This window comes from Rhodoferax sp. ZS1R25, from assembly GCF_056521335.1.
In genome coordinates, this window is record NZ_JBWMAZ010000001.1 from 1,840,749 (window position 1) to 1,856,043 (window position 15,295).

General features: G+C 65.7%; 13 protein-coding genes. 4 read left to right on the forward strand and 9 right to left on the reverse strand.

The features are described from left to right. Positions 1-33 precede the first annotated feature (33 nt). From AC097R_RS08820 to AC097R_RS08835, 4 genes are all read right to left on the reverse strand, one after another. Positions 34-1,359 carry a Glu/Leu/Phe/Val family dehydrogenase gene (locus AC097R_RS08820; RefSeq protein ID WP_479597703.1) on the reverse strand — a complete coding sequence of 442 codons (1,326 nt, stop codon included), beginning with the start codon at positions 1,357-1,359 and terminating at the stop codon, positions 34-36. A gap of 104 nt (positions 1,360-1,463) precedes the next feature. Continuing rightward, complete coding sequence (locus AC097R_RS08825; RefSeq protein ID WP_479597704.1) at positions 1,464-1,883, reverse strand: hypothetical protein; 420 nt, start codon at positions 1,881-1,883, stop codon at positions 1,464-1,466. Between the two features lie 40 nt (positions 1,884-1,923). Beyond that, the gene (locus AC097R_RS08830; RefSeq protein ID WP_479597705.1) at positions 1,924-2,118 is read right to left on the reverse strand and encodes a hypothetical protein; all 195 of its coding nucleotides are present in this window, start codon (positions 2,116-2,118) and stop codon (positions 1,924-1,926) included. Positions 2,119-2,213: 95 nt separating this feature from the next. Further along, entirely contained in the window at positions 2,214-3,992 is a 1,779-nt protein-coding gene (locus tag AC097R_RS08835) for an ABC transporter transmembrane domain-containing protein (RefSeq protein WP_479597706.1), read from the reverse strand. 182 nt (positions 3,993-4,174) lie between these two features. Between AC097R_RS08835 and AC097R_RS08840 the strand changes: the two genes are divergently transcribed. Then, positions 4,175-5,137 (forward strand): SRPBCC family protein, encoded by a 963-nt coding sequence (locus tag AC097R_RS08840; RefSeq protein WP_479597707.1) that lies wholly within the window; start codon positions 4,175-4,177, stop codon positions 5,135-5,137. 11 nt (positions 5,138-5,148) lie between these two features. Here AC097R_RS08840 and AC097R_RS08845 read toward each other — a convergent pair whose 3' ends face one another. Genes AC097R_RS08845 through AC097R_RS08860 form a run of 4 tightly spaced genes read right to left on the reverse strand, consistent with a single transcriptional unit; the run spans position 5,149 to position 8,829 of the window. Continuing rightward, a complete protein-coding gene (locus AC097R_RS08845) occupies positions 5,149-6,237 on the reverse strand; it encodes a lipocalin-like domain-containing protein (RefSeq protein ID WP_479597708.1) in 1,089 nt (362 codons plus the stop codon). Positions 6,238-6,249: 12 nt separating this feature from the next. After that, a complete protein-coding gene (locus AC097R_RS08850; RefSeq protein WP_479597709.1) occupies positions 6,250-7,194 on the reverse strand; it encodes a M48 family metalloprotease in 945 nt (314 codons plus the stop codon). Beyond that, positions 7,191-7,787 (reverse strand): SH3 domain-containing protein, encoded by a 597-nt coding sequence (locus AC097R_RS08855; protein ID WP_479597710.1) that lies wholly within the window; start codon positions 7,785-7,787, stop codon positions 7,191-7,193. Before AC097R_RS08855 ends, AC097R_RS08850 begins: the two co-directional genes overlap by 4 nt. 40 nt (positions 7,788-7,827) lie before the next feature. After that, positions 7,828-8,829, reverse strand: coding sequence for a LysR substrate-binding domain-containing protein (locus AC097R_RS08860; RefSeq protein ID WP_479597711.1), 1,002 nt, complete (start codon positions 8,827-8,829; stop codon positions 7,828-7,830). Between the two features lie 114 nt (positions 8,830-8,943). Between AC097R_RS08860 and AC097R_RS08865 the strand changes: the two genes are divergently transcribed. Together AC097R_RS08865 and AC097R_RS08870 are read left to right on the forward strand one after the other, a co-directional pair. After that, the gene (locus AC097R_RS08865; RefSeq protein WP_479597712.1) at positions 8,944-9,477 is read left to right on the forward strand and encodes a DUF2917 domain-containing protein; all 534 of its coding nucleotides are present in this window, start codon (positions 8,944-8,946) and stop codon (positions 9,475-9,477) included. Positions 9,478-9,607: 130 nt separating this feature from the next. Then, positions 9,608-10,792, forward strand: coding sequence for a GGDEF domain-containing protein (locus AC097R_RS08870; RefSeq protein WP_479597713.1), 1,185 nt, complete (start codon positions 9,608-9,610; stop codon positions 10,790-10,792). On the opposite strand, the gene AC097R_RS08875 is transcribed toward AC097R_RS08870, so the two are convergent. After that, on the reverse strand, positions 10,776-13,364 hold the full coding sequence (locus tag AC097R_RS08875) for an FtsX-like permease family protein (protein ID WP_479597714.1): 2,589 nt from the start codon (positions 13,362-13,364) through the stop codon (positions 10,776-10,778). The two genes, AC097R_RS08870 and AC097R_RS08875, sit on opposite strands and share 17 nt — an antisense overlap. Positions 13,365-13,468: 104 nt before the next feature. Between AC097R_RS08875 and AC097R_RS08880 the strand changes: the two genes are divergently transcribed. Next, positions 13,469-15,292 carry a DUF1800 domain-containing protein gene (locus AC097R_RS08880; protein ID WP_479597715.1) on the forward strand — a complete coding sequence of 608 codons (1,824 nt, stop codon included), beginning with the start codon at positions 13,469-13,471 and terminating at the stop codon, positions 15,290-15,292. The last annotated feature ends 3 nt before the right edge of the window (positions 15,293-15,295 follow it).

Genomic DNA, 15,295 nt, shown 5'->3' on the forward strand with positions numbered 1-15,295 from the left:
AGCTTGTTGCTCCGCCACTGCGCGGGTCGTCGCTCAGGGATACAAGCCGCGCAGTTCGCGCGCATGCAGAATGCGCTTGCAGGCCACGATGAAGGTGGCGGTGCGCAGGCTGACCTTGTGGTCTTGCGCCACATTCCATACGCCGGCAAAGGCCTCCTTCATGATGCGCACCAGGCGGGCGTTGATCTCGTCCTCGCTCCAGAAGAAGCTGGAGAAATCCTGCACCCACTCGAAGTAGCTCACCGTCACGCCGCCCGCGTTGGCAATCACGTCGGGCAAGACCAGCACATTGCGCTCTTGCAGAATGTCGTCGGCCTCGGGCGTGGTCGGGCCGTTGGCGCCTTCGATGACCAGCTTGGCCTTGATGCGTCCGGCATTCGCTTTGGTAATTTGCTGCTCCAGTGCCGCGGGAATCAAGATGTCGCAGTCCACGTCCCAGAAAGCGTCATTGGCAATCACTTCGGCCGGGGTGAACCCCGCCACCGAGCCATGGGCTGCCACGTGGGCCAGCAGGGCCGGCACGTCCAGGCCAGACTCTTGGTAAATCGTGCCGCCGTGGTCTTGCACAGCCACGACACGGGCGCCGGCCTGGGCAAACAGCTTGCCGGCGATGCCACCCACATTGCCAAAGCCCTGCACGGCTACGCGCGCTTTGGAAATATCCAGACCTATGTGCTGAGCTGCCTCTACGCCCACGGTGTATACGCCGCGGCCCGTGGCTTCGCGGCGACCGAGTGAGCCGCCGAGGTCGATGGGCTTGCCAGTCACCACGCCAGTGGCAGTGGCGCCTTCGTTCATCGAGTAGGTGTCCATCATCCAGGCCATGATCTGCTCGTTGGTATTCACGTCGGGCGCGGGGATGTCCTTGGTGGGCCCGATGATGATGCCAATCTCGCTGGTGTAGCGGCGCGTCAGACGCTCCAGCTCGCCACGCGACAGGGTCTTGGGGTCCACACGAATGCCGCCCTTGGCGCCACCGTAGGGCACGTTCACCGCGGCGTTCTTGACCGACATCCAGGCCGACAGCGCCATTACTTCGGACAACGTCACATCTTGGTGAAAACGCACACCGCCCTTGCCGGGGCCGCGCGAGGTGTTGTGCTGTACGCGGTAGCCCTCAAAGTGGGCCACGGTGCCGTTGTCCAGCTGGATGGGTACATCCACGATCAGCGCGCGCTTGGGGCGCTTCAGGGTTTCGGCCCAGCGCGCCAGGTGGCCCAGGTAGGGCGTGACGCGGTCCACTTGTTGCAAATAAATGCCCCAGGGGCCGAGGTGGTCGGCCTGCAGGTAAGAGGGCAGCGCATGGGTAATGGCTGCGGGGTTCGCGGGGGACGCTGGGTTAGCGGGGTGTTGCGACATGAAAGCTCCTTATGGTTGTCGTCATGGCCCGCAATGTAGGCGTGCCGCGGCGACCTGTCCAAGGCCACTTCATTTGCAAACTATGCAAAAAAATAATAACGATGTCAGACGCTGAGGTTGACGATGCGTCCCGTGGCCTGGCCCAGCGTGTTGATGGCCGGGGCAGCCTTGCTGTCGTCCTTGAGGGCGTTGCCACTGGCGGCGAACTGCGGGCTGGTGGCCTTGTACATGCGCACCAAAAAATCCTGCGTGGCCAAGGGAACGGCGACGAAATTGGACTTGGTGGGCGCGCTGTAGGTGCTGCTGGCCGGGGTGTCGGTGGGCTTGCTGGCGCTGCTGCTCAGCTCGCGCACATTGTCTTTGCGGTCCTGCGCGTCGCGTTCGGCGTCGTTGGCCTCGGCACGCAGGTTTTCGGCCTTGGCTTCGGCGGTGTCCGCCTCCCGCCTGGCCTGCTCCAGGCGCACCATGCTCAACGACGCCTGCAAAGACGGCGTCGTGCTGTTGGTGGCGGTGATGGCGACCATGGCCGTCTACCCGGGGAGCAAGCGGGCGAGTTGCCGGGGCTCAGGCGCTGACGTTGAGCAGCCGTCCCGTGGTCTGCCCCTGGGCATTCACCACTGGGCGCTTGGGCTCTTCCGCCTTTTTCGGGGCTTGTGCCTTGGCCTGGGTTTCGCGCTGCTGCGTCTGCCGGGACTCATCGGTGCGCTTGAGTGCTTGGGCCGCTTGCACTTGTGCGGGCTTGGCTTTGCTAACGTCCATAGAGTTCTCCTAGGGTGATCGTTTGATTTTAGGGGTCTAAGTCCTTCTTTTCAATGGATCACCAGCCCGGAGGGTTGTTAGGCGCAACTAGTGGTTCAGGCGTTGAACTGCAGGGCCGCCAGTCCGGCGTACACGCCCCCGCGCGCCACCAGCTCGGCGTGCGTGCCCTGTTCCACCAGCTTGCCATGGTCCAGCACCACAATCAAATCGGCCTTTTGCACCGTGGCCAGGCGGTGGGCGATCACCAGCGTGGTGCGGTCGCGCATGGCACTTTCCAGCGCGGCTTGCACCATGCGTTCGCTCTCCGCGTCCAGCGCGCTGGTGGCTTCGTCCAGCAGCAGCAGCGGCGGGTTTTTCAGCATGGCGCGTGCAATCGCAATGCGCTGGCGCTGCCCGCCCGAGAGGCGCACACCGCGCTCGCCCAGGAAGGTGTCGTACCCCTGGGGCAGGGCGCTGATGAACTCGTGGGCGAATGCAGCCTGTGCAGCAGCCTTGACTTCGGCATCGGTCGCATCGGGCTTGCCATAGCGGATGTTTTCCAGCGCGCTGCTGGAGAAGATCACCGCGTCCTGCGGAACGATGCCTACGCGTTGGCGCAGCGCGTCCAGCGCCATGTCGCGCGTGCCCACCCCGTCAAGCACAATGCCGCCGCTTTGCGGGTCGTAGTAGCGCAGCAGCAGCTGGAACACCGTGCTCTTGCCCGCACCACTGGGCCCGACAATGGCCACGGTCTGGCCGGGTTGCACATTCAGGCTGAAGTTTTGCAGCGCTGGCTGCAAGGGGCGCGAGGGGTAGTGGAAATCAATCGCTTCAAATTTGATAGCGCTTCCCGCAGTGGGCATGGGGGCTAGAAGCGGTTTTGATGGTGAAGTGATGGGCGATTGGGTGCCCAGCAACTCCATCAGGCGCTCGGTGGCGCCCGCTGCGCGCAGTAGGTCGCCATACACCTCGCCCAGCACCGCAAATGCGCTGGCCAGAATGATCACGTACACCACGGTCTGGCCCAGGTGGCCGGCCGTGATACGGCCTTCGGCCACGGCCTGCGTGCCTTGGTACAGGCCCCACAGCAGTGCCGCACTGGTGGCGATGATGATGAAGGCCACCAGCATCGAACGCATCAGGCTGCGCTTGGTGGCGGTCTCGAAGGCGCTGTCGGTGGAGGTGACAAAGCGCGCAGTCTCGCGCCCCTCGGCGGTGTAGCTTTGCACCACGGGAATCGCGTTCAGCACCTCGGCCGCAATGGCGCTGGAATCGGCAATGCGGTCTTGCGATGCCCGTGAGAGCTTGCGCACGCGTCGGCCAAACCACAGGCTGGGCACCACTACCAAGACCAGCACCACCAGCACCTGCAGCATCACCACCGGGTTGGTCCATACCAGCACGCCTAAAGCGCCAATGCCCATCACCGCATTGCGCAGGCCCATGCTGAGCGACGAGCCCACCACGGTTTGCACCAGTGTGGTGTCGGCCGACAGGCGCGAGAGCACCTCGCCGGTTTGCGTGGTTTCAAAAAACTCGGGGCTCTGCTTGAGTACATGGCTGTAGACCGCGTTGCGCAGGTCTGCCGTCACGCGCTCGCCCAGCCAGCTCACCATGTAGAAGCGCCCGGCCGAAAACAGGCCCAGCGCCACCGCCACCGCAAACAGCGCGCCAAAGTGTTCGCGCAGCGCCATCACCTGCGCGCCCTTGTCGGCCTGCACCAGCCCGCCATCGATCAGGCTGCGCAGCGCCAACGGAAACGCCAGCGTGGCGCCCGCCGCCAGCACCAGAAACACCAGCGCCATGCCAATGCGGCCCCGGTAGGGCCGCAGAAACGGCAGCAGGCCGGAGAGGGATTTGGGGTTGGTGGCTTTGGGGCGGTCGGAGGAGGTCATGGCAGCTTAGGTTGGGGCGAAGGCGGTGGGGGCAAGGTGGCGAGGGAAATATAACGAAACAAGCCCCTGGCCCCCGTGATTATTGCGCGAGCAGCTATGGAATTTGTAGCGGCTGGTTTTCGGTTTGTTGCGGTTTGTTGCAACGGTATAGTCGTCGTCATACTTTCCAGCCAGCAATTCCTATGAAGAAACGGTACATCTTTGTTCTGGGCGCTGCCTATGGGCTGGTCATGCGACTGGCGTTTGGCTTGCTGCCCTTCCTCAACCAGGGCAATGCAGCGAACGCGGGCGGGCCCATGCTGTCGGCTTTTGTGCTGCTGGTGCCGGCGCTGATTGGGGTGTACACGGTGTACGCCGCTCGTCACAGCCAACCTGCCATTGGTTTTGCGTTGATGGGGCCGTGGGCACCCACAGTGAGCTTTGTGGCGGGCACCGCATTGTTGCTGATCGAGGGCAGCATTTGCATTGCCATGGCACTCCCCATTTTTCTGCTGTGCGCGTCTTTCGGCGGACTTGTTGGATTGCTGCTGGTCTATTGGGCTAAGCCCCAGCCCGGTGTCATGAACTCGCTGTTGTTGCTACCCTTGGTCGTGGGCTATGCCGAAATCCACGCGCCTCTGCCGCAAGAGGTATTTCGGAGTACGGTATCCACCCATATTGCTGCCAAGCCGGAAGCAATCTGGCAGCTCATCAACCATGCGACCGACATCCAACCCAACGAAATGAAAGGTGGCATGGCTTGGCGCATTGGCGTGCCCTATCCCGTGGAGGCCATCACCCAAGTCAGCGGCTCGGGCCGCGTGCGCAAGCTGCGTTGGGACAAGGGCGTGAGCTTTGACGAGCCCATCACTGCGTGGGACGAAAACCGCTTCATCCGCTGGAGCTATGCCTTCAAACCCGAGTCGTTTCCGGCAGGTGCGCTGGATGAGCATGTGCTGATCGGTGGCAAGTACTTTGACCTGGTGGACACCTCCTACCAGCTCACTCCCGAAGGCGATGGTACCCAGCTGGAGATCGTCATCCACTACCGCGTCAGCACCAACTTCAACTGGTACTCGGCCTGGTGGGGCCGCGTGTTGGTGGAGGACTCGGCCCGCACGATCCTGAATTTCTACAAGAACCGCGGCGAGCGCAAAGCGGTCTAGTGCTGAGGCCGTTAGAGCTTCAGCGCCGCCGCATACCCCGTCATCTCCAGGTAGCCGCGCCCGACCAGCTTGCCGTTGCTGTCCCAGACCTCGCTCAGGCCTTCCCAGTAGATGGCGCCGGTGGAGCCGCGGCTGTCGAGTTCCTGGTTGTCGATGACGGCTTTCACCGTGTAGAAGTCGGCCGGGGTACGCACGATCCATTCCACGGGGTAGCTCGCTTTGCTCAGCGGGCTGCGCCAGCTACGCGTGGGTTTGAACAGCACCTCGCCGCGCGTGAACGCATAGCGCACCCCCGCCGCGCTGCGGAACGAGCCACCGTCCCACAGCACACCGCCGTGCTGGTCACGCAGCTGGAAGGCGGTGAGCGCACTGCCGTCGAACAGGTTGATGCCCATCCAGTCCCAGCCCTGGGCCTGCGGGTGCAGCACCTCCTGGCTCCACTCGTGGTCCAGCCAGGCGGTGCTGCCAGCCTCCAGTGTGCGTGTCTGGCCCTGCAGCGCGATGCTGCCGCTGACCTGCAACTGCGGCAGGCTGTAGTAGTAGCTGGCCTGTTTCTCTTCCGGTCCCTTGCGGGATAGACCGTCTTTTCCTTGTAGCAGCACGGGCTGGGACGCTTTGAAATTCAGGTTCAGCGTGAAGTCGCTGGCAGAAATTTTTGCCTGCAGGTCTGCGCCTTGGCGCTGCAAAGACCAGTCGCGCAGCAGCACGCCTGTGTCCTGCAGGCTGGCGTACGCGGCGTCTGCCGGGTTGCTGCCCGCGGGCTCGCCAGACCAGCGGGCAATGCGCTGGTCGTGCCACAGTTTTTTACCCGCCACATCGGTGACGGCGGCATGGGCAAACAGCAGCTGCTTGGCCGCCAGGCGCGACTGCATGCCCTGGGTGGCCGCCACGCGGCTGCGAAAGAAGGTGACCTGAAAGCCCAATGCCGCAGTCTGGCCCGCCACATTGGCATAGCCCGTGAGGTACCACCACTCGGTGGCGAAGTCGTTGTGGCTGCCCGCATCGCGCGGGAAGTGCAGAGTGGCGGCGGGCAGGGCCCACGCTGCGGGCCATGCGCCTGCCAACACCGGGGCCGCCAGCCAGGCGCGGCGGCTCAGCATGGCGTGCGGCAACTAGCGGTTGCCAGCACGCGCCAGGCGCTGCGGGATGGTGGGCGAGGGCTGGCCTGCCAGCGCGTCCAGCCGCTGGCCCATCGCCGCCTCCAACTGGTCCAGCCGCACCTGGGTGGCGGGGTGGGTGCTCAGGGTCAGCGTGAACACGGGGTTGTCGGGCTTGGCGGTGCGCAGCTGCTGCAGCACGGCCACCAGGCCATAGGGGTCAAAGCCCGCGCGCGCGGCCAGGGCCACACCACTGCGGTCAGCCTCCAGCTCGTCCTCCTGGTCCAGGCCCTTGGAGTACAGGTCCTTGCCCAGAGCCAGCAGCTGGGCCGACACCATGCCCTGCACGTTGTTGCCGAATTGCGAGGCGATGGCCTTGGTCAGCAAGCCGGTTTGTGCGGTCTTGCGCATGGCCTTGAGGTGGTGCTTGCCCACCACGTGGTGGATCTCGTGCGCCAGGATGCCGGCCAGTTCTGACTCATCGGCCACCGCGTCGACCAGGCCTTTGGTGATGAAGATGTAGCCACCGGGCGCGGCAAAGGCGTTGAAGCCCGCGTCGTCCAGCACCGCAAAGGTCCAGGGCAAATCGGGCCGGGCCGACTGCAGGCTGATCCAGCGGCCCAGCCGGTTCACATAGCGCTGCAGTGCCACGTCTTTGTGCAGGGGTTTGGCGCCCAGCAGCACGGCCGAGAGCTGGCGGCCGATTTCGATTTCCTTGGGTTCGTCAATCTGTTCCAGCGATTGCGAGAGCAGGCCCACCAAGTCCACGGCATTGCCGGCATTGGTCGCATTGTTGTTGCCCCCCAGTGAGAGGCCGAGGCCGCCACCGCCGCCCTGGTTGGGCTTGAGCAGGTTCTGGAACAGACCGCCGAGTGCCTTGCCGGCGTCTTGCGCCTGGAGTGACACGGGCACGGCAGCAAAGCAGGCGGCCACACACAGGCCGAGCACGGTGCGCTTCATGGGAAGGCCCCCTTGATGTTGGGGTTGGTGACCGCGGCGGGCGGCGAGGGCACGGGCAGCGGCTCCACCGCGCGGGCGGCCAGGCTGGCATCGGCGGCAAAGCGTTTGGCCTGGGCCGCGTCCTGGCGCTGGCCCTCGGCCTGGGTCAGTGCGGCCATATTGGGTTGCGCGTTGGCAATGTCTTCGGCGCCCAGGCCGCGTATGCCCACGGTGGCGGTGGGGCCGCCCGTGTTCTGGTTTTGTGCGCTGCCGCGGTTGAACAGGTTGGACAGCCCGCGCAGCGCACCGGTGGCAGCGTTGGCCACGGTGCCTTGCTCGGTAGCGCTGCCCACGTCAAACAGATGGATCCAGCCGCTGGCGCCCGCCGCGGTCTTGACCTGAATCCACGGGCCCTGGCGTGTGGGCAGCCGGGTCAGCGGGGTTTGGGCGGGCAGGGCGACCAGGGAGTTGGCGGTGTCGGCCGGGCCATCGCGCAGCGCCGAGGCGCGCTTGGTGACCAGGGCTTCTTGTGCCAGTGCGGGGGCGCCAGCCAGCGCCGACAGCGCCGCCAAGACCACCAGGCCGCGGGTAAAGAGACGATGGGGAGTACGCATGCGTGCCATTGTCATGGAAGGTGTGTCGCTGGGCAATGGTTCAGTCGGGGTGGGCGTTGGTTTCGGGGTCGGGCACCTCGCCAATGGCCTTGCGGGTGACCGCCGCCTGCGCCATCAGCCAGGCACAAAAGGCCTGGATTTCGGGGCGGGCACCACTGCGTGGCCCCACCAGCAGAAAGTACACCAGCGGGGTGTCGATGCGACCGTTGGGCAGCACCTCCACCAGGTCGCCGCTGGCCAGGCTGTCGGCCACCAGTGGCATGCGCGCCAGTGCCACGCCCTGGCCGGTCAGCGCAGCCTGCACGATCTGGTGGGCGTAGTTGAAATACATCCAGCGCTTGGGCTCTAGTTTTGGCAACTGGTTGTCGTCCAGCCAGCGCCGCCAGGTCAGCCATTCCAGGTTTTGGTGGCGGTGGCTGTCGCTGGCCTCCAGCAGCGCAAAGCGGTTCAGGTCGGCAGGCTTGCGCAGCGGCGGGCCGCTTTTCAGCAGCCAAGGGCTGGCCACCGGCGTGAGTTGCTCGCCAAACAGGCGCACCGCGTCAGGGCCCGCATTGCTGGGGCGGGTGTAGCGGATGGCGAGGTCCACGTCGCTGGTGTCCAGGTCCACCGGGTTGTCGGTGGCGTCCAGGCGAATGTCAATGTCGGGGTACTCGGCCTGGAAGGCTTCGAGCCGCGGAATCAGCCACATGGAGGCGAAGGAGGCCCAGGTGGAAATGGCCACACTCTTGCGCCCCGCGGTGCGGCGAATCAGGCGCACTGCGCTGTCCACCCGTTCCAGCGAAGGCACCACGGCACGCAACAATTGGCTGCCGGCGCTGGTCAGCTCCACGGCGCGCGTGTGGCGCAAAAACAGGGGCACCCCCACTTCTTCTTCCAGCGACTGCACCTGGCGGCTCACCGCACTCTGGGTCAGTGACAGCTCTTCGGCTGCCGCACGGAAGTTCAGGTGGCGGGCCACCGCCTCCAGGGCGCGCAGGTGGCCCATCGCAATGGGCCGGGTGCGCAGGCGGATCTCGGTACTGGAGGGGACGGCGGAGGACATGGCGGGAATGTCGATTAATGCGTGAATGGAATGAATAGCATAGCCCGATTTCATTGGACGGTGGGGCTGGGCAGCGAGATCATTCATTGCCCAACCACCAAACCGGAGTCCACCATGCAAGTCCAAAGCCCCTCGCTACAACAGTCCCAACAAGCTTCCCAGCTTCAACAACCCGCCGCTGACCTCCAGTACGGCGTGTTCTCCTTGTCCGCCGACGCCCCCTGGGTGCTGGCCAAGGGCCGGGCGGTGACTCTGCGTCCGCGCACGGCGGGTGTGCTGCGCGTGGTGTCTGGCCGCGCCTGGGCCACGGTGGATGTATCCCGCCACACGCCGCTGCTGGAAACCGGTGACCATTTCGTGGCGTTGGGCCATGACTTGCAGCTGCGCGCCGGACAGCGTGTGGTGGTGGAAGCGTGGCCGCACAAGGGGCAGGACGACATCAAGCTGCAGTGGGTGGCGCAGCCCGAGCCATGCATGGCCACCCGTTGGCAAGCCAAGGTGGTGGAGCCCCTGCGTGACGTAGGCCACGGCCTGGCGTTGGTGGCACGCGCCCTGGTGCGCTTGGTGGCGGGCTTGGCAGGCTATGCGAATGTGTTCGCCGCCGGCCGGGGCCGGGTGCTGTGCGGCCTGGAGTCCAACGCACCTTGATTTGCCCTAGGTTCCCTTAGGCCTCCCGCGCCCATGCCACCCGGCATGGGCGTTGTTTTTGGGGAAAAGCATGGCTGGCAGGCCCTCTGCCACTATCATGGCCGCGTAGCCAACTGCTGTGAGCCTGCCAGTGTCCGCTCCCGATCTGCGCGTCTTCATCCTCATCAATGGCCTGATGGCCTTGCTGATGGCATTGCTGCTTTTCTTCCAGGCGCGCACCTACCCCCGTTCCATCCGTGGTTTGAACCACTGGGCCATCGGACAACTGCTGGCCTTTTTCTCTACCCTGTTGTTTGGGCTGCAAAGCCTGGTGCAAACGTTGGTCCCTGCCGGCATGGGCAATGTGTTGTTGGTGCTGTCCGGCGCGTATCTGTTGGTGGGCACCTGCCGCCATATGGATGTGGCGCTGCCACGCTACTTTGTGCCCGCCGTGGCGGTGTACGCCGTCGTGGCCATGGTCTGGCTGATCGCCGGCGAGGCGCCGTACCTGTACCGCTTGCTGTTCATCTGCGGCACCATGGCGGTGTTGTTTGCTGCGCATGCGGCGGTTGTGGGGGAATATGGCAATGCGTCGTTGGCCTGCCGTGTGCTGCTGACCGTGTCGGTGCTGCTCACCATCGTCATGCTGGTGCGCGGGGTGACGGCATGGGTGGACCCCCCCGCCTCCAGCATCTTTGCGGCATCGGTCATCCAGGTGGTGTATTTCGCCAGCTACAGCTTCGGGCTGCTGCTCTTGTCCATTGGGGGTGTGCTGATGGCCACGGAGCGCATGCGCTCGGAGCTGGAATACCTGGTCAGCAACGACAGCCTGACCGGTGCCTACACCCGCCGCGCCCTGTTTGAACTGGGTGAGAACGAGGTGGCCCGCAGCCAGCGCCTGGGTACTTCGCTGGCAGCGCTGATGTTGGACCTGGACCATTTCAAGAACATCAACGACAAGCATGGCCACCACGTGGGCGACCTGGTGATCAGTGATTTTGTCCAGCGCACCCAAACCCTGCTGCGCCGCCCCGCCATCCTGGGGCGCTATGGCGGCGAGGAATTCGTGGCGCTGCTGCCCGACACCTCGCGCGATGAGGCGCTACTGGTGGCAGAGCGCATTCGCCAAAGCGCGACCGCCAACCCGGCCTTGCCGGTGTGCCAGGTCAGCATTGGCGTGGCCATCTTCAACCACGCGGCATCCGACAACCTGACCGCACTGATCGACCGCGCTGACGCGGGCCTGTACCGCGCCAAACAGCTGGGGCGCAACCGCGTGGAAGAGGCGCTCAGCAGTCCCGCCAACAGCGCCTCCAGCCCTACCAGTCCTCTTTAACGGCCATCACCGCATCGCGGTCGGCCGCAGCCTGGCCGGCCAGCCAGGCGGTGACGGTACCCGCGGCAATGACCGCCGCCCCCAACGCCGCCAGGCGTGTCCAGGGCAGGGCCAGCTCCATGGTCCAGTGAAAGCTCTGCGGATTCACCACATGTACCAGCACCACGGCCACAGCCAGGCCCAGCGCCACACCCGCCAAGGCGCCCAGCGTGGTCCAGGCCGCGCCTTCCAGCGCCACCACGCGCAATATCTGCCCACGCGTCAGCCCCAGGTGCACCAGCAGCCCAAACTCCTTGCGCCGCGCCAACACCTGCGCGCTGAAGCTGGCCGCCACGCCAAACAGCCCAATGCCAATAGCCACCGCCTGCAGCCAGTAGGTCACGGCAAAGCTGCGGTCAAAAATCGTCAGGCTGGTGGCGCGTATCTCGGCCGCCGAGCCAAACTCCAGCAAATTGCCCGCCTCGCCACCGGGCGTGTGGGCGAGCCGGTTGGCCAGGTCACGCAGGCGGTCTTCCACCTCGGCCACGCTGGCATCGGATGCCAGCCAAAAAGCCATGTCGTTCACCCGCGTGTCGCGGCTGATGCGGGCAAAGTCGGCTTGCTCCAGGGCCACGGTGCCAAACTGGCGGGCGTAGTCACGCCACACGCCTGCTACAAAAACAGGAGCTGCTGGCGCAGTGTTTTCGGGGGTTAGAGCACCAATTGATGCAGAGAGTGCCGGCAGGTCCTGCCCCAGGCGCGCACCGTACAGGTCCAGCATGGCCTCGCTCACGTACACACCGGTGCGCCCCGGCGGCACGGGCAGTGCGTTGCCTACCAGCGGCAGGGTGAGAGCACCTGTCTGCGCATCATGCAAGGGCCGCACCACCAGCACCACGGCGGGTTGGGCCGGGTCCAGCGTCAGCGGCAGGCTGCGCTGGGTGGTCAGGCGCTCCACCCCGGCCACCTGGGCCGCGCCCTGCACAAAGGCGGGGTCAAAGTAGGCCGTGTCCAGCGCGCTGCCGCTGCTGGCGCCGCGCACATACAGCGCGGCGGGCAGCACCGTGTCCAGCCACTGCGTCACCGAGTGGCGAAAGCTGGCCACCATCACGGTCAGCGCCACGGCCAGGCTCAGCGAGGCGACCACGCCGCTCACTGCCACGGCCGCACTTTCGCGCACGCGCCGGGCCCGCTCCACGGCCAGCAAGGGCAGGGCACGGCGCGCCACCAGCGGGGCTACCGCATCCAGCACCCAGCCTACCGCGGCTGGCAGGGCGGTGATGCCGCCCAGCAGCAACAGCGCCACGCTGAGGTACGCCGCCAGCGGAATGCCCGCAACGGGCGGCAACAGCGCCAGCAGGCAGCCGGCCAGCAGCAACAGCACGCCCACCCAGGCCTGGCTGCGCCGGCCCACCGAACTGCCCAGGCCTTTGAGCGTTTGCACCGGGGGCAGCTGCTGCGCTAGCCGCGCCGGCGTCCAGGCGCCCACGAGTGCCGCCACCACGCCCAGCAGCCCAAATACCAGTGCCGCGCCCGGGCTCCACTGCAGCGCGGGGGCGCTGCCGGCAAAGAAGCCCCCACCCAGATCACCGCCCAGCAGGTGCAGTGCCAGTGCGGCCAGGCCCGCGCCCAGCGCCAGGCCCAGCACGCTGCCCACGGCACCCAGGGCCGCGGCCTCCAGCAGCACCAGCTGCAGGCGCTGGGCGCCGGTGAGCCCTAGCACGCCCAAGAGTGCAAACTGCTGCGCCCGCCGCGCCACGCTGAGGGCCAGCACCGAGAACACCAGAAACCCGCCGGTAAACAGCGCTACCAGCGCCAGCACCGTCAGATTCACCCGATAGGCGCGCGACAGGTTGCCAATGCGTGCCACCGCATCGCCCGGTTCACGTAGCGTGGCGCCTGCGGGCCAGTTCGGGGCGGCCTGGGCGGCGCGCACAAAGGCGGCGCGGTCTACCCCGGTGCGCAGCCGCAGGTCCACGCGGGTGATGCGGTCACCCACAGCAAACAGCTCTTGCGCCGCTGCGATGTCCATCACCGCCAGCGGTGCGCCACCGGCCTGCACGCCACCCGCCACCTGCACGGTGCGCAACTGCAGGCCCTGTTGCAGTTGCAAATTGTTACCTTTTAGGGTTTGGCGGGCCAGAGGGTTCAAAAAGAGGGTGTCCGGCGCCAACAGCGCCAGCCGGTCAGCGCCCGCCGTCGGCTGGGGCAGCAGGTCCGGCGCCACGCCGGCCACCTGCAGCGGGTCTACGCCCACCACGCGCAGCAACACCTTGCGGCCGTCTTGCACGGCGTAGGTGCTCAGCTCCAGCACGGGGGACGCCACCGCCACATCCGGGTGGTTCAGCAGGCGGCCCCACAGCGCCAGGCCCACACCTGCATTGCCGCCCGCAGTGTTGCGCAGCTCCAGGTCAGGCTGACCGCCCACGGATCGCACGGCCTGTGAAAACTCGTCCAGCGCCGAGGCATTGATCAGGTGTACCGCAAACGCCAGCGCCACCCCCAACATCACCGACACCACGGCCGCCCCATTGCGCCAGGGGTGGTGGCGCAGCTCTTGCCAGGAAAAAGTGGTGAACAGCGCCATCAACATGCGCCCGAGCCTAGCGCATCTGCCTCGTAAGCTTCACACAGCGTTGACACAAGCTTGGTTACCATGGCGCGGTTGTGCGGCCACCGGCCGCCATGGAATGCACCATGACCGAAGACGCGTTTGACGATTCCGCCGCCCTTGAGACGGCCGATGCCAATACCCCGCAGTGGGCCAAACACGCAGCGCTGGCCGGGCTCAGCGCCTTGCTGGCGGCCTGTGCTGCACCGGGCGCACGCTATGGCCGTGGTGTGCCACTGCAGCGCCCCAGCCAGCACTACGCCACCGCCAGCACACCGGAAGCAGCAGCTCGCTTTTTGCTGCAGGCGCAGTTTTCCGCGTCAGACGCCGAAATTGCCGCGGTGCAACGGCAGGGCTACGCCGACTGGCTGGCCCAGCAGTTTGATGCGCCACTGGGCCAAACGGGCTGGGATTGGCTGAACGCACGGGGCTACGGCACCATTGCCAACGACACGCGCTACTTCGACCACTTCTACCCCGGCGACTACATGATCTGGAACCAGCTCATGACGGCGCCCGACCCAGTGCGCAAGCGGCTGGCGCTGGCGTTGTCCGAGTTTTTTGTGGTCTCGCTCACGGGGTTGGACCTGGCCTGGCGCAGCCATGTGATGGCGCACTACTGGGACACGCTGGTGCAGCACGCGCTGGGCAACTTCCGCGACCTGCTGGAAGACGTATCGCTGAACCCGGCCATGGGCCACTACCTGAACACCAAGGGCAACCAGAAGGAAAACCCCGCCACGGGCCGCGTGCCCGATGAAAACTATGCGCGCGAGGTGATGCAGCTGTTCTCCATTGGCCTGTACCAGCTCAACCCCGATGGCACCGACAAGGTCAATTCCGCCGGTGCGCGAATGGAAACCTATGTGCAAAACGACGTGAGCCAACTGGCCCGTGTGTTCACCGGCTACGACTTTGACCAGCGGCAGAACGTGGTCGTGCCGTTCGACCCCGAAGGCAAACGCAAGGTGGGCAACACTAACTTTGCCAAACAGCGCATGTCGCTCACGCCCAACCGGCATTCCGATCTACCGGTGCAATTTCTGGGCACCAGCATCCCGGCCAACACGCCGGGCCCGCAGGCGCTGAAGATTGCGCTGGACACGCTGTTCAACCACCCCAATGTGGGGCCGTTCTTTGGCCGCCAGATGATCCAGCGCCTGGTTACCAGCAACCCCAGCCCTGCCTATGTGGCGCGGGTGTCGGCCGCGTTTGCCGACAACGGTGCCGGTGTCCGTGGTGACCTGCGCGCGGTGTTCGCCGCCATCCTGCTGGACGACGAGGCACGCGACCCGGCTGGCCTGCAGCAGGCCCAGTTTGGCCGCCTGCGGGAACCCATGTTGCGTCTTGTGCAATGGGGGCGCACCTTTGGCGTCACGTCGGCCCAGGGCAGCTGGAAGATTAACGACCTGAGCAACCCCGCCACCCAGCTGGGCCAGAGCCCGCTGCGCTCGGCCTCGGTGTTCAACTTCTTCCGCCCGGGCTATGTGCCGCCGTCCACCCAGATGGCCACCACGGGCGCAGTGGCGCCCGAGTTCCAGATCGTGACGGAAAGCAGCGTGGCGGGCTACCTGAACTTCATGCAGAACGTGATCCGCAATGGCATCTACGTGAACGACCCGGACTTGCCCAACAATGTCAATAACTCCAAGAACCCGAAGAACGGCTTCGACATCAAGGCCAGCTACAGCACTGAGTTGGCGTTGGCTGCCGATGCCAAGGCCCTGGTGGCGCGCATGAACCTGCTGCTGTGCGCAGGACAGTTGCCAGCGGCGCTGCAGGGGCAGATGGTGACGGCACTGAACGCCACACCACTCACCGCTGCCAGCCCACCCGACAAGCGGCTGGACCGCGTGGCCGCGGCAGTGTTTCTCGCCATGGCCGCACCACAGTACCTGGTTCAAAAATAGGGG